We start from the raw sequence: 23,390 nt of genomic DNA, 5'->3' as shown, positions 1-23,390 counted from the left end.
TGTTGTTGGGGTGTCTAAAATGTGGGTAAAAATTGGTGATAACCACATTATTAATTTGAATTTGATGGGGGAGTTTTGGTGTGATTTTGAGAGTTCATGCATTGCTATAGGAGAGACGCCCTTTGAAAATGGTGTTAAGAGGATTTTGTTGTTATATTTTGAAGATGAGGAGAAGATGATGAAAGCATATGAAACACTGATAGATGGTCTAAAGTCAAATAAGAACTATGTTGATATATCTGAGCATATTGTCAATATTGAAGAGGCAATTTACGAGGAGGAATAACATGATGAAAAATGTGTGGATTGCAAAAAATGCAACCATTGTTGGGGACGTTGAACTTAAAGAGGATGTTAGTGTATGGTATAATGCAGTATTGAGGGGGGATTTGGATAAAATTATTGTTGGGAGAGGTTCAAATGTCCAAGATAATTGTGTGATTCATGTTTCAAAGGGATATCCGACAATAATTGGCGAGTATGTATCAATAGGGCACGGAGCAGTGTTACATGGATGCAAAATAGGAAATAACGTCTTAGTTGGAATGAACACAACAATTTTAAATGGTGCAAAGATTGGGGACAATTGCATTATTGGAGCCAATGCTTTAGTTACTCAAAACAAAGAAATTCCACCAAATAGTTTGGTTTTAGGAGTTCCTGGAAAGGTTGTTAGAGAGTTGAGTGAGGAGGAAATAAAATCCATTAAAGAGAATGCATTGAGATATATTGATTTAGCAAAGAAAATCCTAATAAAAGAAAAAATTATATAGTTTATCTGAAAAGTATCTACGTTAAATAAAATTTAAAATTAAATTTAAATAAAATCTAAGAGGCGTTGTTGAGTGAAACGAATCAACGCATTCGTTCCAAACTGAAGGTTTGGGCAATGAAACCCAAAGGATTTCATCTAATTGATCAACCTTTTACTAAAAGAGAATTATAAATGCAATCAAACAAAAAATTATCACAAAAAAACATTAAGGTGAGATTAATGGTAAATCTTGCTTTTGTAATCGCTGAATTTAATAGAGAGATAACATACATGATGGAGAAGGTTGCAGAGGAGCATGCAGAGTTTTTGGGGGCAAAGGTAAAATACAAGATTGTTGTTCCAGGGACATTTGACATGCCCCTTGCAGTTAAAAGATTATTGGAAAAGGAAGATGTAGATGCTGTTGTTACACTTGGATGTGTTATTGAAGGAGAGACAGAGCATGATGAAATTGTTGTCCACAATGCGGCAAGGAAGATAGCGGATTTAGCGTTAGAATACAATAAACCAGTTACACTTGGAATATCTGGGCCAGGAATGACAAGATTGCAGGCAGAGGATAGAATAGATTATGGTAAGAGAGCAGTTGAAGCGGCTGTGAAGATGGTTAAGAGGTTAAAGGCATTAGATGAGCAATAAAAAACAATAAGGTTGATGTGAATGGATGTTTTAAGGGAGGTATATGCAATAATTCAGCAGAGAATAAAAGAGAAGCCAGAAGGTTCTTATGTAGCAAAATTAACAACTGATGATAAAAAGAAGGCAATAAACAAAATATGTGAGAAGATAGGAGAGGAGGCAACAGAGTTAATATTGGCTGCAAAGGACAACAATAAAGATGAGGTAATTTACGAGAGTGCCGATTTGATATTTCACATTATGGTTTTACTTGCTTATTTGGGTATTGAATATGATGAATTAATGGCAGAATTTGAAAGAAGGAAGAAATAATAGCGATGACAACTTTATTTTTATTTATTGAAGATTATTTAGAGAGGGTGGTGCATAATTGATACATCTAAATTTATGCCCTAACATCTTTAATCCTCATTAATGGGTAACCATTATGTTTTTAGGTTGTAAAGCTAAATATCTGTGCGGTTACAACCGATAACATACAGAAAACGTATTTTTTCTTAAAATCTTTTACATTTGTCCAGAATCTATTCATAATCTGGTTTTTTATAATACTTCTTTAAATATCTCACCAATTCTCTCGTATAATACAATCCTTTTAACCCCATAAACCAGCAACCTTAACTCCAAAACTAAATCATAATCCTTAAGTCCCCTACGTTTTGGTTGTTCGATTTTATCAGTAAGGTATTTATCTATCAAAGTTATAACTATCTTAACGGCGTCTATGGGTATTCACCATTCGATTTTTATCACTTTTTGTATTCTATTTTTGACTCACCATATTTAAATTTTTTAATTATGCACCACCCTCTTTTTATAGTTTTTGTCTAAAAATGTTCGATAAAATATATATATATATAATTAAAACATTTGTATCTATAATGTAGCATCTGTAATTATACCATAAATTCCGTAAGGTAAAATAATTTATTATTCTATATATTGTAAATATCTATTTTTATGGAGTGCTAAATGTTCCACAGATATGTGGATTATAATTAATAATATATTCATAAACATAAATATATGAGGGATAATCATGAAAAAAATGCTAATAGGTCTTGGACTATTGATTGTATTCGGGATGATAGCTGTTGTTTCTGCAAATCCCCTATATGTAGATTACACAGAAAAATATAATGTATCTGCATATGTTAGTGGAGATGGCTCAACAATCTACTCTATTAACAATATAACAGGGTATATAACCATCAACAACACAGCAACGGATATTAACGATACTTTATACGATGTATGGGTTGCAGTAAATATAAGCAATAACATTACAGGATTAACACTCGTTTATAATGGAACACCAAAAGGTGTATTCATTGAGAGCTCAGCGCCAGCATATACTGGGTTAGGTAGTGCAGATTTGTACATACACATACCAATCCTACTACCCAATTCATATGTGCAGTATTCATTTGGTATCAACACATCTAAATTTGGAGTGCCAATACTTGTAGATGAGGCGTACAGTGCAGATAAGATTCCAGCAGGGAAGGAATCAAATTGGACTGTATATATAAACATAAGTAGGAATACATCAGCCCTACCAGATCCAAATACCGTAGTTTATGTAAATATGACCAAATATTTAAGCAATGATTCTAATAACTATGGAAGTGAATACTGGACTAAATTAAATATATCCGGAGTTTCATCTACTCAAGGTACTACAACACTCTGGGATGGCCCATACTTCACAGGGGCTGCAAATGATTCATTGAACTGGACAGGGGTAATATTAAACAATGCACAAAATGGAACAATTGAATTTAATGTAACAGGGATCAACACCTACCAAAATAGATCCCCAATAAAATTGAAATATGGTTTCGCAGTGATTACATTTAGCTACGATGGAACTGTAAGTGGAAGCAAAATATGTGGTATTTATGCAACAGGTATGGGAAGAATCAACGCAGTTAAAGATGGTCCTTATAAAAATACCACTACTGGTAAATATAATATATGGTATGAAAATGCAACAATAGAAAACACAGCAAGTAGTTATGCATTCAATGTAACAAGAATGAATTTATGGGCAATAAATGGAAGTGACCCTACAAATGTAAATCCATTCAACAGCTCTCTGTTGATTCCTGGAAGTAGTCATTCATTCACACCATATACACTTATTAATCCAGGAGAATCTTGGAGCACTGGTACATACAACTTCACATTTGATGATGTGCCTGTTGTATGGGCAAACTGTACCTTTACAGTCGCAGAAGATAACATTACATTATTAAATAGAACAGTTCATGCCTATGATTCAGAATATGGAAGCTCCTACATTGTTATAGAAGAAATATATGTTGTAGGAAGCTACTTAATCAAAGTAACCAAGCATATAATTCCAAATTCAGATGGAACCTATGATGTATATCTTGTAGTGGAAAACATAGGTTCTGAAAAATCACCTTATGTATATGTCTACGATTTAATACCTAATAACTTCAATGTTAGCAACATGTGGGTAAATAGATCAGAGATGCTTGCTCAGCATGCAGATGGTGATCCTAATAATAATTATACAGGAAATAAAACATTATCAGGAGATTACTCACTAAGTTATTGGTGGGCATTAAATAGCATATATCCAAATGCAGATGGGGACGGAGATTACAATGATGCCACTGAAATAAATAATAACCAAACCGTAGTAATTCACTACACACTTAACGGAACTGGGGAATTCAAACCAACAGATGCATTCTTGGTCGGTATTGACCCTAAGCATTCATTGGCACCATCAACCTCTCCAAAAACTGTATTAGCAGGAGGGGCTGTATCTAACAACTTTGAGTCATTGTTGGCTCTTGCAAGTGGTATGATAGGAATTGGGGCTATATTGAGAAGAAAAACCAAAGGAAAATATAAAAATAATTAATTAACCAATATTTTTTCTTCTTTTTTAAATTGAATTTTAACATTGGGTGATATTACCGATTTTATTGACAATAACTTTAATATACATTTTTATTAAATAAAGAAATTATAAGCTTGTATTATATCATAATATATGTGATACCATGATAAAAATAAAGTATTTACTCATCCTGTTGTTATTATCAATAGGCGTTTCACAATCAGCATATGCAGATGTAACAAAAATTTCATATTACAACATGTCTGTTAATGTAGATTCAAATCCGTCGCATGTAGTTAATACCATAACAATTCAAAATCTTGTCAAATATCCATTAGTTTTAGGTATTGGAGAACTTAGACTTCAAAAACAGACCCCAAAAAAATTGTGGATAATCCCAATTCCATTTACAGAATCAAAAGAACCAATTAAAGTTAAAAATTTGAAAGGATATTATTATTATGGTGGAACTAAAACAGATATGGATACTAAGGTAAAATATTTTGATAATTATACGGTTATTTATTATGAAATCTGGGAACCAATCGACCCAAAGGGCAATATAACCTTAGTTATTGAATATGATGCAGAGGATATTGTTGATAATGGATTGTTATTTAAAACAGTATCTATTCCTGTTGGATGTGATATGGAGATTGATAATTTTAATATTAATTTTAAATCGAGTGAATATAAAACTTATCAAAACCCAGCCGATAAAAATATGCATATTCCAAAAAATACATTATTTATGATAAATGCAGAATTTTCAATATTGCCGTTCCCTGAGCTCCCAACATATGGATATGTATTATTCTGGCTAACAATCTTGACGATATTGGTTTTAATATTTGCATACTACGAAATAAAAGGAATGGGCGGTAGTAAGAAAGGCGATAAGTAAGAAAATAAAGAAGTAGATGGGAATGATTATAAGGAAATATAAAAGAACAATTTTATAACTTAAATATTCTTAAAATATTATTATATTTATTTTTTATCAATTTTATTTTTTTATTTCATTAAAATAATAAGAAAAATGTCCGAAAAATGTTCTATAAAATTAATATATGGAAATGTGTAATGTTATTTTTGAGATTTTTAATTATTAATATGTCTATAGCATATTTATTTTAAAATTATTTAGCTTTATTTTAAATTAATTCAGCGAAGATGTAGGGAGTCAGTTATGAAATTAATAATTATATTTATATATTTAATATTGTTATTGAGCAATATAATGAGCATCTATGGAATTGATAAATTCTATGACATCCGTGAAATAACAAAAATGAGTTATAACACTACATTATTTTTAGAATATGATAAAGAACATAATCCAATATTTTATGTAAATACTCCAAAAGATTATTATATAGCTCCCGTAAAAATCAATGTTATTGGAGTAAATAGATCTTTATTAAATGATATGGGATTTATATTGGATAAAGATGATTATGATGTTTTAATATCAAATAGAACAGTTGAAACAAATAAAAATGCCATACTTTTTATTCCAATAAATGGTTCAACTAATTTAAATAGGGAAACAGCAACTTTGATAAACTGGAAAATTGATCCATTAAATTATAAATCATCAGTTGTGATTGCAAAGTATAAACTCCCAAAAAAAGGAGAAATTATTGCAGTATATAGTGATGGTTCTCCGGCATGTATTAAATTAAATAATAAAATATATTGCGGTTTTAAACCAAATAAAGAAGTTTTGTATAATTTAATATATATTTTTATGATTAAAAATGCTAAAAATATTGTAAATATTCCTTATGGATTAATATTTGGTACCTTATTCCTTGGAATAATATCTTATTTAAGCATTACATCCCAAAGAATTAAAGAAATTATATTAAAATCCGGAGCTTATTTAATAATTATTACTGGAAGGGTATCTATTAATAATAAAGAAAAAGTTCTTTTAAATGATACTAGAAAAGAAATCTATAACTATATAGTAAACAATCCAGGAGTACATTTAAGGGAGATAGCAAAAAATTTAAACAAAAGTGTAAGCACAATTATATGGCATTTAAGAATACTTGAAAAAGCAAACTTAATTCGAAGTAAGAAAGTGGGAAATAAGCGTATATATTATCCAAAAGGCATGGATGTTAGAGATTTGCAACTTATATATTTAAATAATAAACTTTCAAAAAAGATTTATGAATATTTATTAAAAAATCCTGCTCATTTACGAAAAATATCCAGAGATTTAGATATACCAGTTGAAACTGTGAGATATAATTTAAGAAAAATGGAGGAATTGGGAATTGTGGATAGTTATGAGGAAGGCAATAAGATAATATACACTGTAAACTCCAAATTGTAGAAATATAATGGATAGTAGCCATAAGATGGGTGTTGTATATATGATTAACTTGAAAATATTAAAAATATTGGCAATTACTATTTTTGGAATAATACTTTTAAACTCTGTTGTTGGTAGTGGAGCAAATTGCACAAATGCCACAACCCAATCAAATGGAACTATAATAGATAACCAAACAGACCCACACATCAACAACTTGGAAAGCCTAAATAATACAAATAATTCCATCAAAACTAAAAATACAAACTTAACAAATAATAATTATTTAGATATTAAAATTGAAGGTTATAAAATAATAATAAAAACAGATGGAGAACCTTTTGGATACATATCTTCGTCCAATCAATCTATAACGAATAATATTTCTTTGGAATTTATTAAAATTGGTAATGATGAATATGTGGTGCATCCTGTGGTATTAAATGTTCCAATAACTATTTGCTCTAAATATGATGGAAATAAAATACTTAATAGAACCATATTCTTAAATTGTAGTTTAAATCATACTACCATCACAAGAACTGATAAACCATATTTAATTACAAAATATGAAAATAATTCATTAATAATAAAAACCAATGGAAAATTACAGATTGTATATGATTCTATGAATATATCAGCAAAGGTAGCAAAAATTGGACATGACTTATATCGAGTTTATCCATTAATATTGAACAATACAGTTATAATTTACTCTAAATTTGACAATGAAACACTGAATAAAACAATATTCTTAAATTACACCAAACCAAAGGAAGAACACTATTTAAATGTATCTATTGAAAATTACAAGTTAAAAGTATTTACAAATGGTGAGCTCACAGCAACAATATTGAATAAAAAAGTAAATATATCCATAAAAAAATTAAATAATTCGGAATATATTGTATATCCATTATTGCTAAACTCCACGATTGTTCTTTATTCAAAATTCAATAACGAGACATTAAATAAAACGATATATTTGCCGTATAATAATTATTCTGATAAAAAAACAATTATTTATAATAATCTGCCATTCAACTTTTATATAAATCGAGGAAAATTTAAAAAATTCGACATTGATATTAATAACAATAGTGTTTTTTTAGAAATTGATAATTTTTCAGGGAGCCGCATTGTTAATTTAACTATTGAATTACCTTTTGAAGTTCCAAGTGGTATGCATATATATTATTGGGCAAATGTTAATGGAAAATTAACTCCAATAAATTACACAATTTTAAAGGATAGAAAGCATGTTGTTATATTCTTAAAAGATGAGGGGATTGATAGTCATAAAAAAAATAGAAAATATGTTGTTATGTCTTTAAAAGATAAGAAAACTAATAAACATAAAAAAGAAAGTGGAAAAATTACAGGCTCATTTAAGTTTTATATTCCAAAATTTAATGTAAAAACAGAATTTATGGATAATAATAAAACTGGAATTTTACATGTGCATGATTTAAAAAGAAATGAATCATATAACATTACTATAAAAATTGACAAAGGAAAATTTGATTATTTGTATTTTGTTGATACAGACAATATCCCTATTAAAAGCAATGTTAACTTACCATATAATTTAATTAAATTTAAAATTACTGATATTCCAAACGGGTCTAAAGTCAAGGTTAATATAACTTACCCAAAACTTTCAGTAGGGGATGGAGGAATAGTTTATTATTATAAATTCAATCCAAATACATTGAAATGGTACAATATACCTGTGATGAGAAATGGAACTACAATTACATTCACACTTAAAGATGGATCTCTTGGGGATGATGATGGAAAAACCAATGGAGTTATAGTGGATGACGGTGGTGTTGGATGGGTTGGTTTTACCAAGCCGAATATAGCAACTATCGGTGTGACGGCAAATCCTGTTCTCCACCACTGGTATAAAACGTTAGTTCCCTACGGAAAATCGTCGTTTAACATTTCGGTTGAAGACATGGACAGCGTGAGGTTAAAAGTTTACTATCCCAATGGAACATTCTATGGCGAATTCTATGACGTAAACGATACAAGTAATAACTTTGGAGAATGGGCAACATTTACAATCAACACAAACGGACAATACGGATGGTGGAAATTCGAGTTGTATAGAACCTCTACCTATAAGTATGGAGACTATTATGGACTGAACGTAACGAACGAGTTGTTATCGTGGAACGAAAGTGTTGAAATAAACGGAGAAAATTTCACCACGACACCATTTATTTACATGTTAGGTTATAACTCAAATACACTGCAGAGTGAATCCTACTACGTGCTTTCAAACGGAAGTTTTGAAGTTGCAATATACGATAGCGATAATCTAAATGTTACGGTTTACTATCCAAACGGAACGCAGTACGGTGTATTTCATCTAACAGGAAATAACACTTGGGATGTAATAACAGTAACGTCAGATGTAGCCGGATTGTATAAAATAGTGGTTGAAGAGACAGACATATCATTTGATGATTCTATCGGATCAACTACATTTAGCAATAGAAACCTCTACAGAATCGCATCAAACAAACCCATATTCATGGCAAGTGATGAAAATGAACTGAATGTCACAATTTACTCATACAACAAAACCGTTAGCGTTGGGGATACTTTCAACATCACGGTTTATGTGAAAAACATTGGAGATTTTGATTTAGAAAACATAAACGTAACAATAAACCTACCATCCGGCTTGACGGGAGAGACTTCGAAAACTGTAAGCTACATACTGCCGAACGAGATTGTAGCAATCAATTTCACGGTAACAGCCAGCGATTCAGGATTGTATGAGGTGAAGATCAATGCATCCAACGATTTTGTCAAAGCCAGCAACACAACATACATTACAGTACTGGGCAATACGGCAATTGAAGGATACATATATGAGGATTTTGGAATCTTAGGAGCTTACGATTCGCAGGATAAACCAATTCCCAATGTTACCGTAGCATTGTTCAAGGACAACACCATAGCCGGAATAATAGGAAAACTTGATACGAACGATACGCTTGTTACGACAACGAAAACAAATTCAAGTGGTTATTACAACTTCACGATAACCGATACTTCGGCAATTTATTTCGTTGCGGTTAATTCTTCAAGCATAAACACCACGAGAGGGCTAAATTCAGGCTATACAACCAGCGACATCTGGGCTGAAGAGACATACCAAACAAACGAATCCAACTACTCCCAGATAATCCCATTCTTTGGAGGTAGGAATGCAACAAAAAGTGATGACTGGAGTGCCGGAGTTTACGAGCACTACGTGAAGATTAACTGCTCGAAATACAAAGGCGAGAATATAATCTTCGGATTCAACTTCGATGTTATCGTGAACGTAAAAGATGCAGACGACGATACGTCATCAAACAGGTACGCCCAGGGGACGCTCAGGCAGTTCATACTTAATGCAAATGCGATCAAAGGTGCCGACCATATGTACTTCATCCCAATGGTGAGTCCAAACGAGAATGATGGAACTGGAGAGTGGTGGAAACTCGTGGTTAACTCAACCATTGGGGAACTTCCAAATATCTTGGACGACAACACCACCATAGACGGGACTGCTTACTATCCGAACATGACGGTTAGAGACGACAACCCTGGAAAGGTGGGAACAGGTGGAACTGTTGGAACCGGACCGGATGGCATTCCGAATACGGGCGACGAGGCGGTTTTACCGAGGTTTGATAAACCTGAGTTTGAAATCGACGGAAACGGCGAGTCATATATCTTCTACATTGGGAGTAGTACTGAAACGCCAGCGAACGTAACTATAAGGAAAATTGCTATCATAGGTTCTGGGGACGATGGAATCAGGGTTAATGGAGGTAGCGACAACTTTCTGATTGAGGAGAACATAATAGGCATGAGAGCAGACGGAACATATCCAGACGCGGCGGACAGGATAAAGGGAGATGGGATAAAAGTTTACGATTATTCCTACCCCAGCGTCGGGGGGACGATTCAGAAGAACTACGTGGGCTACTGCGAGGATTACGGTATAAGTGTTGGACTTTCAAAAACTACCGGAGATGAACCCTTGAAAACAGTAATCAGGTGGAACGAAGTTTTTGACGCAGGTAAAGACTCGAACTACAAGTATCCAGACGCAATCTCAGTGTACGCTGACAACGTCACAGTCGAAGAAAACCTGATATACAACGTCTACATGGGGGCTGGCACCAACCCAAGAAGTGCTGGAAAAGGCGTTGAAATCAGGTACAATGCTAATGGGATAATAGTTAGGGGTAACACCATCTCCAACACATCCTCAGCGGGTGTTTATTTTGATGACGACAGTGACGATGGGACAGTTGAGTACAACATAATCTACAACACTACGGGAGGAGTGGTGGTAAGTGATTACAGCGGAAGTCCCGTGAGAATCAAAATATCCAAAAACTCGATTTACAACAACTCTTATCTGGGCATTGATCTTAACTGGGATAACGTAACTCTTAATGACGGACAACTTAACGCAAATCAGCCAAACTATGGTATGGATTATCCAGTAATAACCTACGCTGAATTTAACGGAACCTATCTCTATGTTGAAGGCTTCATTGGGAATGAAAGTATTGGAGGTAGTTCAAACTTTGCAAATGCAACTGTGGATATTTATCTCGTTAAGAACCCTACAGAAGGTGATGATTTAGTTGGGAATAATATATCATCAGATGGAAGTGTTTTATCCAACCACTATGGTGAGGGCTGGATTTACTTAGGTAGTTTAACAGCTAATGGCAGTGGGGACTTTAAAGGCTGGATCAATGTTAGTGGTAAGAGCGTTGAAAATCGTGCTTTGATAACAGCAACGGCAACATTAAACGGAAGTACTTCCGAATTTGGGCCAGATTATAAATTAATAAAAAAGATAAACATCTCCGCTGGTATAACCTTATTCTGGCAGGGAGATCATTTCAACGTGACAATCTCGGTAAAAGCTTACAACGAAACTCACAATATAATAGTTTACTGGGTGAAACCGAACAACACAACAATATCAAGTATGAGCGGAGATTACGACTCGAACGGAAGTTCAGGAAACGTCTACTGGTGGTATTTCGATAAAATAGGAGATGAAGAGGTCAAACACATTTATGTGAACTTCAACGTAACAAAAGACTTCCGATTGAGCGAAGCTTACATAATAGGAGTTGATCCAAAATGAAATCGATAAAAATCCTTCTAATTCTCTTTACGCTCACATTCCCAGCATCTGCTAGCGAGCTCACGGAATACAGGGTTGTGGTTTTCTATCCCAACGGAACTCAAACAGTTTACGCTGACTGGGTTTTGGCAAATGTAACCGAAAGATACGGAGTGAATATATTCTACAGCGACACACTCCAAATCCCCTCTTCTGGCAACTACACTTTCAAAATTCCACACAAACCATTTAATATTTCTATCTTCATAGATTTCAATGGGCAAGAGGTTATCTACAAGATAAAGAATGACTACAACTTTCCCCTAAACATTAATTTGAACATAATTAACACAACTGGAAGCATTAGGTGCGGTGATCACTGCATCAACGCAACTTTAGATAGTAACGATATAAAGGCTAACTTCTCAATACCTCCACACAGTACCGGTTTGCTTTACATAAAACCTCCTGCATTACCCTTCGAAGTTGGTAAATCATACCTAACGTTTAACTTCACATCTCCGGCAAGAGTTAATATAACAGCTCCGGTTACTGTTTCCGTAGAAAAGGAGTACAATGGAATATGGCATGCGAAGTTTGAGGTTAAAAACCTCTACAACGGATCCATATTTGCGAGGATAAAAACCTGGTACGAAGTTGATGGAGAAAGATACAACCTTTCAAGCAACTTTACAGCCATTGAACCTTACGGTGAATGGAACACGAGCAGTTCTGTGGAATCCCAAAGCGTACCGGTCTTTTACATAGCATGTAAGGCTGTAAATATTACGGTGTGGAACGTAACAATAAATCCAGCCTATCCATCAAATATTTCAAATCCTGGGAGTAAATACATCCTTGGAAAGGCAATCGTTATGAATAAAATTATTCCAAAACCGCCAACTGGCGGGGGTAATGGAGGTGGAGGGGGTAGTTTACCACCCACACCAACCACGCCAACACCCACGCCAACATCAACTCCAACTCAACCAGTAAAACCAACGCCTCCATCGAAACCTACACAAACATCGACTCCAGAAACAACACCAACACCGGAACAAACATCTCCCACACGGACATTTCCGGTAAAAACTCCTGAAGTTAAAGAAACGGTAACTGTAACAGGAGTTAAAATAAATGCTGTCAAACTTGATAAAAAAACAAGTACCGCTATTGCAACATTTTTCACGATAACACTACCGTTATCAACCTTTTTACTGTCGCTCATTGTCAGTAGGCCAAATGTTGTTGATAGGGGATTATTCAGACCAGAGGAAATAGCAACATTTGGTAGAACGGTATATGTACCAATTAAGTGTAATATGGGGAAAATACTTCCAGGAAATGTCAGTTTTGTCGTTCCAGATAGCGAGTTAGCAAGGGATATACACGAATACTACGACATTCCTCTGCGATCTGCAGAAGCCATAGCCATAGCGATAAAGTGCAACGGAAGAGTTTTCCTGAGTGATTTTAAAGCTTACAAAGTTGCACTGCGTCTTGGATTAGATGCCGTCTATATTCCTGAAATGTTATAAAAGTTACTAAAAAATTTATTTATATGGTAAGATGTCATTATACACAAAGGGTGATTAAAATATGGATAAAGAACTTACAGAGAAATTAGCCAAAATATCATCGGCAAGAAAAAAAAGGACACTTCTTGGAGCAATTTTGGTATCATTATCACTCATACTTACACAGATTGCCATTTTGATTTTGATAGGTGTAATCGATCTCGGAATTGTATTTGCAGTAATGCTCATAATTGTATCACCGCTTTTCCTTGCTATTGGTCTTTATCTGATTCTTCACACACCACCCATAGTTCTTGAGTAGTGGCTATTTAAACAAAAATGTGGATGAAGGCTTAATGCTCATTGCATTAGGTTCTGTTGAATTATAGTTGACTGTCATCTAATTGTAGAACGACTATACTGCAACGGGCAACGCTTCCAAATAATGAAATGTTAGATTGAAATTTTAAAATATTATAATGATTTATAGAATTGAAGTGATATATCTGTAATCATACAATAGGAGTGTTAAGATAACCTCACCTTACCTTTTAGGAAATGCCAAAAATATTAAGATCTTTGGGTGTGATATAAATGCAAAAACATTACTAACTAATATTATTTCTAATAGCCTTATTATTAAAAAGCAATACCATTAAAAAGATAAAAAAATCAATTAACATTCGTAAATATTTAAATACGTGATGGGAATTGGAGTTTTATTTTTAACTCCTTAGAAATCCAAACTTACAACCTCACAATCTACCATATCCTTTAAATAATCCATAAATTTCCTCAACCCATAAACCTCCGTTCCATAGTGAGTTCCATCAACAACAACAAGCCCCAATTCCTCTGCTAATATCTTTGAGTGGTGAGTTAAGTCCCCTGACAAATAAACATCCGCCTTCTCTGCAACATATCTAATAGCATCCTGAGATAATCCATATCCAGATAAAACTGCCAATTTGAAATTATCTCCATCAATATTTCCAACAACTACTGGACTTTCAACGATATACTTTTTTGTAATATCCAATAATTCTTCAAAAGAACCTTCAAAAATTCCCACTCTCCCCAAACCATTCTCATAGAGATTTTCAACATCTTTTAATTTATACAACTCAGCAAGTGCATCATTTAAACCATCTTTGCAGATATCAAGGTTTGTATGTGCAGAGTATAAGATAATATCATTCTCCATCAGAATTTTTAATTTTTCATACATAATCCCTGTAAAATTTTTTATTGGGTTTTTTAAGATTGGGTGGTGGGTGAAGAGAAAATCAACTCCTTCCTTTTTTGCTTTTTTTATAACGTTTAAAGATGGATCCAATGCAATCCCCAACTTATTAACTTCTTTATCTAAATTATCTCCAACTTGAAGTCCTACATTATCCCCAACAATCGCCAATTCCTTTGGAGCAAAGTTTTCTATTATCTCTATTATCTCATATGCCTTCATATCAATCCCTCCATGCAGTGATAACTTGCAACTCTTCAAAAGGAAACTTTTTGTATGCGGTTTTTTTAGCTTTAAAGCCCTGTTTATTAAGCATCTTAATGGTTTTCTCTTCCCCCGTTAGGGAAGATTGTAGTATTTGAACTATTCCATTTTCTTTTAAGTAATCTCCAACTTCTTCAATAAACCTATCTAAAACCTCTCTCCCATCCTCCCCTCCATCAAAGGCATAATTTAACCAACCCTCTAACCTCTCCTCATCGGATGTAGGCAAATATGGGGCATTAAACAATATCACATCAAACTTTCCCTCAACATTTTCAAATAAATCACTCTCAAAAAAGAAGATTTTTTTATTCAATTCCAAATTATTCAATATTGCGTTTTCCTTTGCTATTTGTATTGCATATGGATTTATATCAACACCAACAACTATTTTTGCCCCTTTTTTTGCCGCATTTATTGCCTGAATGCCTGTTCCAGTTCCAACATCCAAAACTACCTTATTTTTTACATCAACCAAATTCTCCATCAATAATTCACTATCCTCCGCGGGCTCATAAACTTGTGGGTGTGTTTTTATGATAATATCCCCTATTTTGATGGTTTTCATAATCTTACACACTTTATTTTTGATGTTTCAATTAGAATTTCCAAATATCATCCCCTACATGGTGGACGGTTTTTATTGCCCTTCCTTTGTTTGCCTCTTTCATTGTTTTTCCATCCATCAACGCCTCTCCAACACATAACGGCTTGTTGTGTTTTTCATCAACAACAAAAACTACATCTCCCTCTTTAATATTCTCATCTGCATCAACAATCCCCGGGGCCATCACATCTGCCCCATTCGCCAAAAACTTAACAGCTCCCATGTCAACAACAACTCTCTTTTCTTTTATATCTTTATCTAAAAGAACCTTTAATGTTGGATAGAGTTTATTGTTTAATCTCACAGCAACTGGCTTATTATCCACCAAAATCATGTCATACTTGTCCGTTATCGCTATCTCCACATTTGCCTTTTTTGGAATTATGTCATCAATGTCCGTAAAAAACTTACTTAATTCCTCCTTAATTTGTTTCAATTCTTTCTTTTTTAAGTGGTATCTTCTCTTTATTTCCAAAATCTCACCATATTAATTACTTCTAATTTTATAATTTTACTTTTTGTTTATTTTTTATTTTAAATTTTCTATTCCAAAATCTTATATAACGTTGTCCTCTCCTTAGGAATTCTCCCTATTCTCTCTATCATATTCCTTATTTCCTCCACGCTCATACTCACCCCATACTCCGCCCCTGCGGCTCTTGAGATGTTCTCTTCCATCAATGTTCCACCAACATCATTACCCCCACATTTTAAAGCAATCTGGGCCATCTTTTGCCCCAATTTAACCCACGAGACCTGAATATTTTTTATATAATCATTTAAAACAATCCTACTAACTGCATAGACCTTTAAATCCTCTATTCCAGTTGCACCTGCCTTTGCCCTCCCCTCTTTGTAAATTGGTGCATATTTGTGCATAAAGCTCAAAGGAACAAACTCCGTAAATCCATTTGTCTCTTTTTGAATCTCTTTCAGCAAAAACAGATGCTTAACCCAATGTTTATATTCATCAATATGGCCATACATCATTGTTGATGTTGTTGGAATCCCCAACTTATGGGCGGTTTTTATTATATCTACCCATTGCTTTGTTGATATTTTGTGTGGACAGAGTTCCCTCCTTACTTCATCGTCAAGTATCTCCGCAGCGGTTCCAGGCATTGAATTTAACCCGTTCTCTTTGAGCATTTTTAACGCTTCTTTAACATCAAGTCCTGCATTCTCAGCGGCAAAATAAACTTCCATTGGAGAAAACGCATGGATATGGATGTCCCCATAAGGTTTTGTTATTTCATGAACTTTTTTCAATATCTCTATTTGGAAGTATGTATCAACCTTAGGATGCAAACCCCCTTGAATACAGACCTCAGTAGCCCCAATCTTTTTAGCTTCCAAGGCCCTCCTTGCTATTTCATCGATATCTAAGAAATAGGCGTTTTTGTCATTTTCGTTAACTCTAAATGCACAAAATTTGCAATCCCCTATACAGATATTTGTAAAGTTTATATTCCTATTAACAACATAGGTAACAATATCTCCAACAGTTTCCCTCCTCAATTCATCGGCAAATCTTAAAACATCAAAAAATAACTCATCATTTTCAAACAATTCTAAACACTCTCTCTTTGAAATTTCTTTTTCTCTAAATTTTTCTAAATCCATTCGACCACCACTAAGAACTTATACAACTCAAACTAATTTTTATACGGCAAAACTTTGTTTTGCCATTTAATATTCCAAATAAAGGTCAATTACTTCATATAATTTAATGAAGTCTTCATTCATTTGTAAGGCAAACAACTATAAACTTCTAAATTAATCTTAAATTTTTGATTAAATTTTTATCGTTTGGTTTTTATTATTTTTTATTTTATTTTGAGTTAATAATGTTTGTAATATGCATATTAATGTTTCTAATGGCAAATTCAGAAATATATATACTTTATATACTTTTCGATTTAAGTTAAATGGAAAATTAAATTATTGGGTATTAGAAGATAATAATAATACTAATAGATATCAAAAATTTCGAAATGTAAAAAGTTAAAAGGGTGAAAAAATGAAATTTGGTATAGAGTTTGTCCCAAATGAACCAATTCAAAAACTCTGTTACTATGTTAAATTAGCAGAAGATAACGGGTTTGAATACTGTTGGATTACCGATCACTACAACAACAGAAACGTTTACATGGCATTAACTGCAATTGCAGCTGCAACAAACAAAATCAAATTAGGACCGGGAGTTACAAACCCATACGTTAGAAACCCAGCAATCACTGCATCAGCAATTGCTACATTGGATGAATTATCAGGGGGAAGGGCTGTTTTAGGTATTGGACCTGGAGACAAGGCAACATTTGACGCTTTAGGAATTGAGTGGGTCAAACCAGTTACAACATTAAAAGAAAGCATTGAAGTCATGAGAAAATTGTTAGCAGGAGAGAGAGTTTCATTCGATGGAAATGTTGTTAAAGTTGCTGGTGCAGCATTAGCTGTAAAACCAATTCAAAAGAAAGTTCCTGTTTATGTTGGGGCTCAAGGACCAAAAATGTTAGAAACTGCTGGTATGATTGCTGATGGTGTCTTAATCAACGCATCAAACCCAAAAGACTTTGAGGCAGCAATTCCATTAATTAAGAAAGGAGCTGAAGCAGCAGGAAGAAGCATGGATGAAATTGATGTTGCTGCTTACGCATGTATGTCAGTTGATAAAAACGCAGAAAAAGCCAAACAAGCTGCAGTTCCAGTTGTTGCATTTATTGCAGCAGGTTCACCACCAGTTGTCTTAGAAAGACATGGAATTGACATGGAAAAAGTTGAGAAAATTAGAGAAGCATTGAAGAAAGGGGACTTCGGAACCGCATTTGGAACAGTTGACGATGCTATGTTAGAAGCATTCTCAATCTACGGAACACCAGAAGAAGTTGTTGAGAAATGTAAGAAATTAGCTGAGATGGGAGTAACCCAAATCGTTGCTGGTTCACCAATTGGACCAAACAAAGAAACAGCAATTAAATTAATCGGTAAGAAAGTTATACCTGCATTAAAAGAATAAAAAAATAAAATATATACCTCTTTTTTCTTTTCTTTTTTATTTAAATTTAAAAAACAATTTTAAAAATAGAAAATTATTCCTCATTCATTTTTTCAATATATTTCTCAATTAATTTTGGGTCAACTCTTGTTTTTATACCCAATCTCTCCAAAATTATATTGTTTAAAATAACCTTTAAAATCTCTTTACCTTCTTTTGAATCTGTAATTTCCCCCAATTTTTTTGTTGTTGATGGAGATTTAAGTTTCATCAATGCATTAACAACATCCTCTTCTTTAACTCTACCTTTTTTCTTCTGGTAAATCTCATCTGCAATCTCTTCCAACTTTTTCATATCAAATGGCAAATATTCAGGCAGTTTATTTAAAACAGTCTCGTCAATAGAACTTAGCAATCTTGCTATTTCAATATTCTCTGTTTTATCATCAATGTTCATCTTTTTTACAACAAACCAATCATTGTGCTTTGCAATAAACTGTATTCTATTCTCCATTTTATCACCAAACAAAAGAAATTTTAATCTTAAAACAACATAAAAATAAAAGAAAAAAGCAACAAAATCAAAAGAAAAAAGAATTTAGTACATTGCTAACATTTTCTTCAATATTGGGTCAGTAACTTCATCCTCAGAAATCTCTTTAACTTCATGAACCTTTATCATTCTTCTTCTTACACGATGTTTACTACCAATTTCAGAATACATTAACTCCAAAGCATGCTCCTCTTTTAAAGCCCTGTATTCTTTTGTAAATACCATTGGTTCATCTTTGCCCAAAACTTCCCCTTTTATCCTAAATATCTTCACCATGCTTCTCACCTTCCATATGGGTTTTTATGTTTTTGTTATTTTATTTTAAATTTAAAAGATATTTTAAATTAAGTTAAATTAAGTCAAGTGCCTCCTCTATTCTTAGTAATTCAGGTCCTGTGGTATCTCCACCAACGATGGCACCTTTAGTGTTTGCGATAATACATGCCCCTACAGATGTAACCCCTTTATTTGCAGTTCCTCTACCAATGCAGTCAATTTTTAAAACATCCTTAATCCACTCAAGTTCCTCATCGTCTGCAAGTGGATGCACGAGACATCCTTTGTTAGTTGCTACTGCATTACTTCCAACGGTTGGGAGTTCTGCAATATTGCCAATGTCAACATCAACATTAAGGATATCTTCAATGTCCTTTTTAAAACCTTTCAATTCCTCAGAAATTATGCATCCCTTATCATTAGTAAGTATTAAATTACCAAGAGCCGTGTTTTTGGAGTTTAGTATTTTAATTTGGATGTCAATGTCATTCTCTTCTAAAAAGTTTTTAATTAATTCAACTTCATCATCCTTTACAATATTTGGCAATAAAAGGCCGTAAGAGTTTGCTACACACAAAGAACCAATTAAAGAACATCCACCAACATTTAATTGTGTTACTGGAACATCAAGAACTTTTTTAATTTCTTCTACTGTATTTTCCTCAACAATATATGGAAGAAGAGCAAATTTTTCAGTAGCAAGGGCAAGAACACCAAGGGTGGATATTCCAGAAAAGTATTTTCTTATTATCATAGTCATCACAATTTTTTTAATTATTCTGCGAGTGTTGCTCTAACAACATCTCCTTCCTTAACTGCCTTAACTCTAATTCTTGGTGGAACTTTTTCAATACTTCTTTCCCAAACTTTTTCATTTATTGAGTTGTCTAATTTTACAATCTCTGCCTTCATGTGTCTCTTTAAGAACTCCCTTATTTTCCTAATTGCTCTTGGAGCTCTTTTTGTTCTTTTTGACTTGTTCATTATGTCTCTCAATGGGATGGTGTATATTCTCTCCTCCATTATTGACACCTCCGAAAAAATTAAAAATGATACTTGTTATCGTTAATCAATTAAAGTATAAAAAAATTATATTTAAAGATTGCGGTCGTTAGAATTTATAATTATTTACTGTCATTATAGCCGTTTGCGTTATAAATAACCATTATGAATGATGTTTTCATACTTATTTTAAAATTAACTATAACCACACTCCATCTAAAATTTTATCATGTTTAAATAAGTGATAAGAATTCCGCAAAACATTAGAATTGATGATATCACTTATGAAATTTCAGTTATATAAAAATTTCACATAAACTATAAAATGCAATAATTGCGGAGGGAAAAAATGGAAGAAAAAACAAATCTAAGCAAAGCCGAGATCCTGATGGAAGCACTCCCATACATCCAAAAGTTTCAAAACAAGAGGTTTGTTATAAAGTATGGTGGACATGCAATGATAGATGAAAATGCAAAAAATTGGACTGCAAAAGATATTGTTTTATTGAGGTTCGTTGGAATAAACCCTGTTGTTGTCCATGGAGGAGGGCCAGAAATAAATAAAGCAATGGAAAAAATGGGAAAAAAGCCAGAGTTCATCCACGGGCTTAGAGTTACTGATGAGGAAACATTAGACATTGTAATGATGGTGTTGATTGGAAAGATAAATGGAGAAATTGTCTCAAAGATTGGTAAATTTGGAGGGAAAGCTGTAGGGTTATCTGGGAAGTCAGGGCATTTAATTAAGGCAAGGAAGAAGATTAAATACATTGAGAAGGACGGAGAAAGGATTATGGTTGATTTGGGAAGAGTTGGAGAAACGGAAAGAATTAATACAGAATTAATTGATATTTTATTGGAAAACAACTACATCCCTGTTATTTCACCAATTGGAATCGATGATGAAGGAAAAGCCCTCAACTTAAATGCAGATACAGTTGCAGGGGATATTGCGGGAGCAATTGGTGCGGAGAAGTTGATATTAATTACCGATGTTGATGGAATTATGGAAGACATAAACGACCCCTCAACATTATACAAAAAATTAACCATATCTGAGGTTGAAGAGTTGATGAAAAAAGGAATTATAAAGGGAGGAATGATTCCAAAAGTAGAAGCAGCAATAAATGCATTAAATAAAGGGGTTAAAAGCGTCCACATAATAAATGGAAAAATTCCTCATGCTTTGTTGTTGGAGATTTTTACAGAGGAGGGTATTGGAACGATGATTGTGAGAGACTAAAATTCTAATCTATTATCTATTCTGTGCCCATTCTATTTTTAAATCCTCTTAAAATTTTAGATTCTAACGCATGCCATTTTGAGGAGGGAAGGCATTGGAGTTGCTAAAAATTTATCATCTGTTATTGTCCCATTTCGGCTATCAAAACTGGTGGCCTGCGGAAACGAGGTATGAGGTCGTTATTGGAGCAGTTTTAACTCAGAATACATCATGGAAGAATGTTGAGAAGGCTATAGAAAATTTAAAAAAAGAGAATTTAATTGATGAAAGGAAAATTTTAGAAATAGATACAGAAAAACTAAAAAAACTAATAAAACCAGCAGGATTCTACAACATAAAAGCAGAGAGGTTGAAGAACATAACACACCACATAGTCAAAAATTATGGAAGCACTGAAAATTTAGCAAAATTGCCTATAAAATTAGAAGATTTAAGGAAAGAGTTGTTAAATGTAAAAGGTATTGGAAAAGAAACCGCAGATAGTATTTTACTCTATGCATTAGATAGGCCAATATTTGTAGTCGATGCATATACGAAGAGGATTTTTAGTAGGTTGGGGGTTATTGAAGGTGGGGAAGAGTATGATGAAATTAGGCATATTTTTGAGGAAAATTTACCAAAAGATTTGAAAATTTATAAAGAATATCATGCGTTGATCGTGGAACTTGGCAAACACTACTGCAAAAAAAGAAATCCAGCATGTGAAAAATGTCCGTTATCTGATTTGTGTGATTATAGTTGTTTGCCTTACAAATGAACGAAAACTTCATTACATTATATGAAGTAATTAACCTTTATTTGGAATTTTACAATTGATTTATCGTCCTTTTAAAAATTTGGTTGCATCTAAATCCGTGCAAAAAATTGGCAAACAACTATATTAAACCTATTGAATGTTCTATTTTTTATTTTAGAATTAATTTATTAATTTAAATTTATTTATATTTAGTTAAGAAAAAATAAATAAAAAAATAATATCAAACATTAAAAATTTAAAAACTTACTCGTAAATCTTTGTTCCAAGTTTTGTTCTTACTTCTTTGAACTTTTCTCTTAACTTCTTTGTAATTTCTCCAATTTTTCCATCGTTTATTTTTCTTCCATCAATTTCAATAACTGGGACTATCTCAGCAGCAGTTCCAGTGATGAAAACCTCATCAGCAACATAAAGTTCATGTAAGGTTAATCTCTCCTCAATAACCTCATATCCTAACTCTTTTGCTAAATCAATAACTGTATCTCTTGTTATTCCCCTCAAAACACTTGAAGAAACTGGTGGGGTTTTTATAACTCCATTTTTAACAACGAAAATGTTATCTCCAGTTCCCTCAGCAACATAACCCTCTGCATCGAGCAAAAATGCCTCATCTACACCAGCATAGTTTGCTTGGATTTTTGCTAAGATACTGTTTAGATAGTTGAGGGACTTAACAGCAGGATTTAAAACATCAACAGGCAATCTCCTAACTGATGCAGTTATTACTCTTATTCCATCTTCTCCAAGCAATGGTTTCATTGGCTCAGCAATGCAGAATATAGTTGGGTTTTTGCATTTTCTTGGATCTAAACCTAAATCTCCAACTCCTCTTGTTACAACCAACCTTATGTATGCATCTCTTAGATTATTGACCCTTAGTGTTTCAATAACGACCTTTTCCATCTCTTCCTTTGACATTGGGATTTTTAAGCATATGGATTTTGCTGAATCATACAATCTGTCTATATGCTCCTTTAACTTAAAAACTACTCCATCATAAGCCCTTATACCTTCAAAGACCCCATCACCATAGAGCAAACCGTGGTCATAAACTGAAATTTTTGCATCTTCCTTGTCAACGAATTTTCCATTTAAATAAACCTTCATCAAATCACCTTTTTTGATATATTCACCAAATTCATTTAAGTTATTGAGAT

General features: G+C 33.2%; 23 protein-coding genes. 13 read left to right on the top strand and 10 right to left on the bottom strand.

Annotation, left to right across the window (positions count from 1 at the left end):
- Positions 1 to 19: 19 nt before the first annotated feature.
- The 4 genes from METIG_RS06575 (at position 20) to METIG_RS06560 (ending at position 1,726) form a co-directional block, all read left to right on the top strand.
- Positions 20 to 286, top strand: a complete 267-nt coding sequence (locus METIG_RS06575) for a hypothetical protein (protein WP_013799441.1) — start codon at positions 20 to 22, stop codon at positions 284 to 286.
- A 4-nt stretch (positions 287 to 290) separates the two neighbouring features.
- On the top strand, positions 291 to 773 hold the full coding sequence (locus METIG_RS06570) for a gamma carbonic anhydrase family protein (protein WP_013799440.1): 483 nt from the start codon (positions 291 to 293) through the stop codon (positions 771 to 773).
- A gap of 221 nt (positions 774 to 994) precedes the next feature.
- The gene (ribH, locus tag METIG_RS06565) at positions 995 to 1,414 is read left to right on the top strand and encodes a 6,7-dimethyl-8-ribityllumazine synthase (protein WP_013799439.1); all 420 of its coding nucleotides are present in this window, start codon (positions 995 to 997) and stop codon (positions 1,412 to 1,414) included.
- Positions 1,415 to 1,435: 21 nt separating this feature from the next.
- Complete coding sequence (locus METIG_RS06560) at positions 1,436 to 1,726, top strand: phosphoribosyl-ATP diphosphatase (protein WP_013799438.1); 291 nt, start codon at positions 1,436 to 1,438, stop codon at positions 1,724 to 1,726.
- 231 nt (positions 1,727 to 1,957) lie between these two features.
- On the opposite strand, the gene METIG_RS09460 is transcribed toward METIG_RS06560, so the two are convergent.
- On the bottom strand, positions 1,958 to 2,113 hold the full coding sequence (locus METIG_RS09460; protein WP_157209557.1) for a hypothetical protein: 156 nt from the start codon (positions 2,111 to 2,113) through the stop codon (positions 1,958 to 1,960).
- A gap of 340 nt (positions 2,114 to 2,453) precedes the next feature.
- Between METIG_RS09460 and METIG_RS06555 the strand changes: the two genes are divergently transcribed.
- The 6 genes from METIG_RS06555 to METIG_RS06530 all read left to right on the top strand — a co-directional run bounded on the left by METIG_RS06555 (position 2,454) and on the right by METIG_RS06530 (position 13,615).
- Positions 2,454 to 4,313: a hypothetical protein gene (locus METIG_RS06555; protein ID WP_013799437.1), complete on the top strand. Its 1,860-nt coding sequence runs from the start codon at positions 2,454 to 2,456 to the stop codon at positions 4,311 to 4,313.
- A 142-nt stretch (positions 4,314 to 4,455) separates the two neighbouring features.
- The gene (locus METIG_RS06550) at positions 4,456 to 5,196 is read left to right on the top strand and encodes a hypothetical protein (RefSeq protein ID WP_013799436.1); all 741 of its coding nucleotides are present in this window, start codon (positions 4,456 to 4,458) and stop codon (positions 5,194 to 5,196) included.
- 285 nt (positions 5,197 to 5,481) lie between these two features.
- The gene (locus METIG_RS06545) at positions 5,482 to 6,639 is read left to right on the top strand and encodes a winged helix-turn-helix transcriptional regulator (protein WP_013799435.1); all 1,158 of its coding nucleotides are present in this window, start codon (positions 5,482 to 5,484) and stop codon (positions 6,637 to 6,639) included.
- A 40-nt stretch (positions 6,640 to 6,679) separates the two neighbouring features.
- The gene (locus METIG_RS06540) at positions 6,680 to 11,797 is read left to right on the top strand and encodes a choice-of-anchor U domain-containing protein (protein WP_048055565.1); all 5,118 of its coding nucleotides are present in this window, start codon (positions 6,680 to 6,682) and stop codon (positions 11,795 to 11,797) included.
- The gene (locus METIG_RS06535) at positions 11,794 to 13,314 is read left to right on the top strand and encodes a hypothetical protein (RefSeq protein ID WP_013799433.1); all 1,521 of its coding nucleotides are present in this window, start codon (positions 11,794 to 11,796) and stop codon (positions 13,312 to 13,314) included. Before METIG_RS06540 ends, METIG_RS06535 begins: the two co-directional genes overlap by 4 nt.
- A 61-nt stretch (positions 13,315 to 13,375) precedes the next feature.
- Entirely contained in the window at positions 13,376 to 13,615 is a 240-nt protein-coding gene (locus METIG_RS06530; RefSeq protein WP_013799432.1) for a hypothetical protein, read from the top strand.
- A 411-nt stretch (positions 13,616 to 14,026) separates the two neighbouring features.
- On the opposite strand, the gene METIG_RS06525 is transcribed toward METIG_RS06530, so the two are convergent.
- The 4 genes from METIG_RS06525 to cofH form a co-directional block, all read right to left on the bottom strand.
- Positions 14,027 to 14,758 (bottom strand): Nif3-like dinuclear metal center hexameric protein, encoded by a 732-nt coding sequence (locus METIG_RS06525; protein WP_013799431.1) that lies wholly within the window; start codon positions 14,756 to 14,758, stop codon positions 14,027 to 14,029.
- A gap of 1 nt (position 14,759) precedes the next feature.
- Positions 14,760 to 15,368 carry a HemK2/MTQ2 family protein methyltransferase gene (locus tag METIG_RS06520; protein WP_013799430.1) on the bottom strand — a complete coding sequence of 203 codons (609 nt, stop codon included), beginning with the start codon at positions 15,366 to 15,368 and terminating at the stop codon, positions 14,760 to 14,762.
- 31 nt (positions 15,369 to 15,399) lie between these two features.
- Entirely contained in the window at positions 15,400 to 15,882 is a 483-nt protein-coding gene (locus METIG_RS06515) for an RNA-binding protein (protein WP_013799429.1), read from the bottom strand.
- A 68-nt stretch (positions 15,883 to 15,950) separates the two neighbouring features.
- Entirely contained in the window at positions 15,951 to 17,030 is a 1,080-nt protein-coding gene (cofH, locus tag METIG_RS06510) for a 5-amino-6-(D-ribitylamino)uracil--L-tyrosine 4-hydroxyphenyl transferase CofH (protein WP_013799428.1), read from the bottom strand.
- Between the two features lie 397 nt (positions 17,031 to 17,427).
- Here cofH and mer point away from each other — a divergent pair, with 397 nt between their 5' ends.
- Complete coding sequence (gene mer / locus METIG_RS06505; RefSeq protein ID WP_013799427.1) at positions 17,428 to 18,423, top strand: 5,10-methylenetetrahydromethanopterin reductase; 996 nt, start codon at positions 17,428 to 17,430, stop codon at positions 18,421 to 18,423.
- Between the two features lie 73 nt (positions 18,424 to 18,496).
- Here the strand turns inward: mer and METIG_RS06500 are convergent, their stop codons facing one another.
- The 4 genes from METIG_RS06500 to METIG_RS06485 all read right to left on the bottom strand — a co-directional run bounded on the left by METIG_RS06500 (position 18,497) and on the right by METIG_RS06485 (position 20,257).
- Complete coding sequence (locus tag METIG_RS06500; protein WP_013799426.1) at positions 18,497 to 18,916, bottom strand: DUF2666 domain-containing protein; 420 nt, start codon at positions 18,914 to 18,916, stop codon at positions 18,497 to 18,499.
- A gap of 84 nt (positions 18,917 to 19,000) precedes the next feature.
- Positions 19,001 to 19,231, bottom strand: a complete 231-nt coding sequence (gene rpl18a, locus METIG_RS06495; RefSeq protein ID WP_013799425.1) for a 50S ribosomal protein L18Ae — start codon at positions 19,229 to 19,231, stop codon at positions 19,001 to 19,003.
- A gap of 73 nt (positions 19,232 to 19,304) precedes the next feature.
- Positions 19,305 to 19,985, bottom strand: coding sequence for a translation initiation factor IF-6 (locus METIG_RS06490; RefSeq protein ID WP_013799424.1), 681 nt, complete (start codon positions 19,983 to 19,985; stop codon positions 19,305 to 19,307).
- 20 nt (positions 19,986 to 20,005) lie between these two features.
- Entirely contained in the window at positions 20,006 to 20,257 is a 252-nt protein-coding gene (locus METIG_RS06485; protein WP_172632635.1) for a 50S ribosomal protein L31e, read from the bottom strand.
- A gap of 325 nt (positions 20,258 to 20,582) precedes the next feature.
- Between METIG_RS06485 and argB the strand changes: the two genes are divergently transcribed.
- Together argB and METIG_RS06475 are read left to right on the top strand one after the other, a co-directional pair.
- Positions 20,583 to 21,476, top strand: a complete 894-nt coding sequence (gene argB, locus METIG_RS06480; RefSeq protein WP_013799422.1) for an acetylglutamate kinase — start codon at positions 20,583 to 20,585, stop codon at positions 21,474 to 21,476.
- Between the two features lie 94 nt (positions 21,477 to 21,570).
- Positions 21,571 to 22,233 carry an endonuclease III domain-containing protein gene (locus METIG_RS06475; RefSeq protein WP_013799421.1) on the top strand — a complete coding sequence of 221 codons (663 nt, stop codon included), beginning with the start codon at positions 21,571 to 21,573 and terminating at the stop codon, positions 22,231 to 22,233.
- Between the two features lie 243 nt (positions 22,234 to 22,476).
- Here METIG_RS06475 and ilvE read toward each other — a convergent pair whose 3' ends face one another.
- Positions 22,477 to 23,340, bottom strand: a complete 864-nt coding sequence (gene ilvE / locus METIG_RS06470) for a branched-chain-amino-acid transaminase (RefSeq protein WP_013799420.1) — start codon at positions 23,338 to 23,340, stop codon at positions 22,477 to 22,479.
- Positions 23,341 to 23,390 lie beyond the last annotated feature (50 nt).

Source organism: Methanotorris igneus Kol 5 (assembly GCF_000214415.1).
GTDB classification, from domain to species: Archaea; AGJL01; Methanococci; order Methanococcales; family Methanococcaceae; genus Methanotorris; species Methanotorris igneus.
The sequence above is the reverse complement of the archived record's forward strand: the minus strand, read 5'-3'. Positions and strand labels throughout refer to the sequence as shown.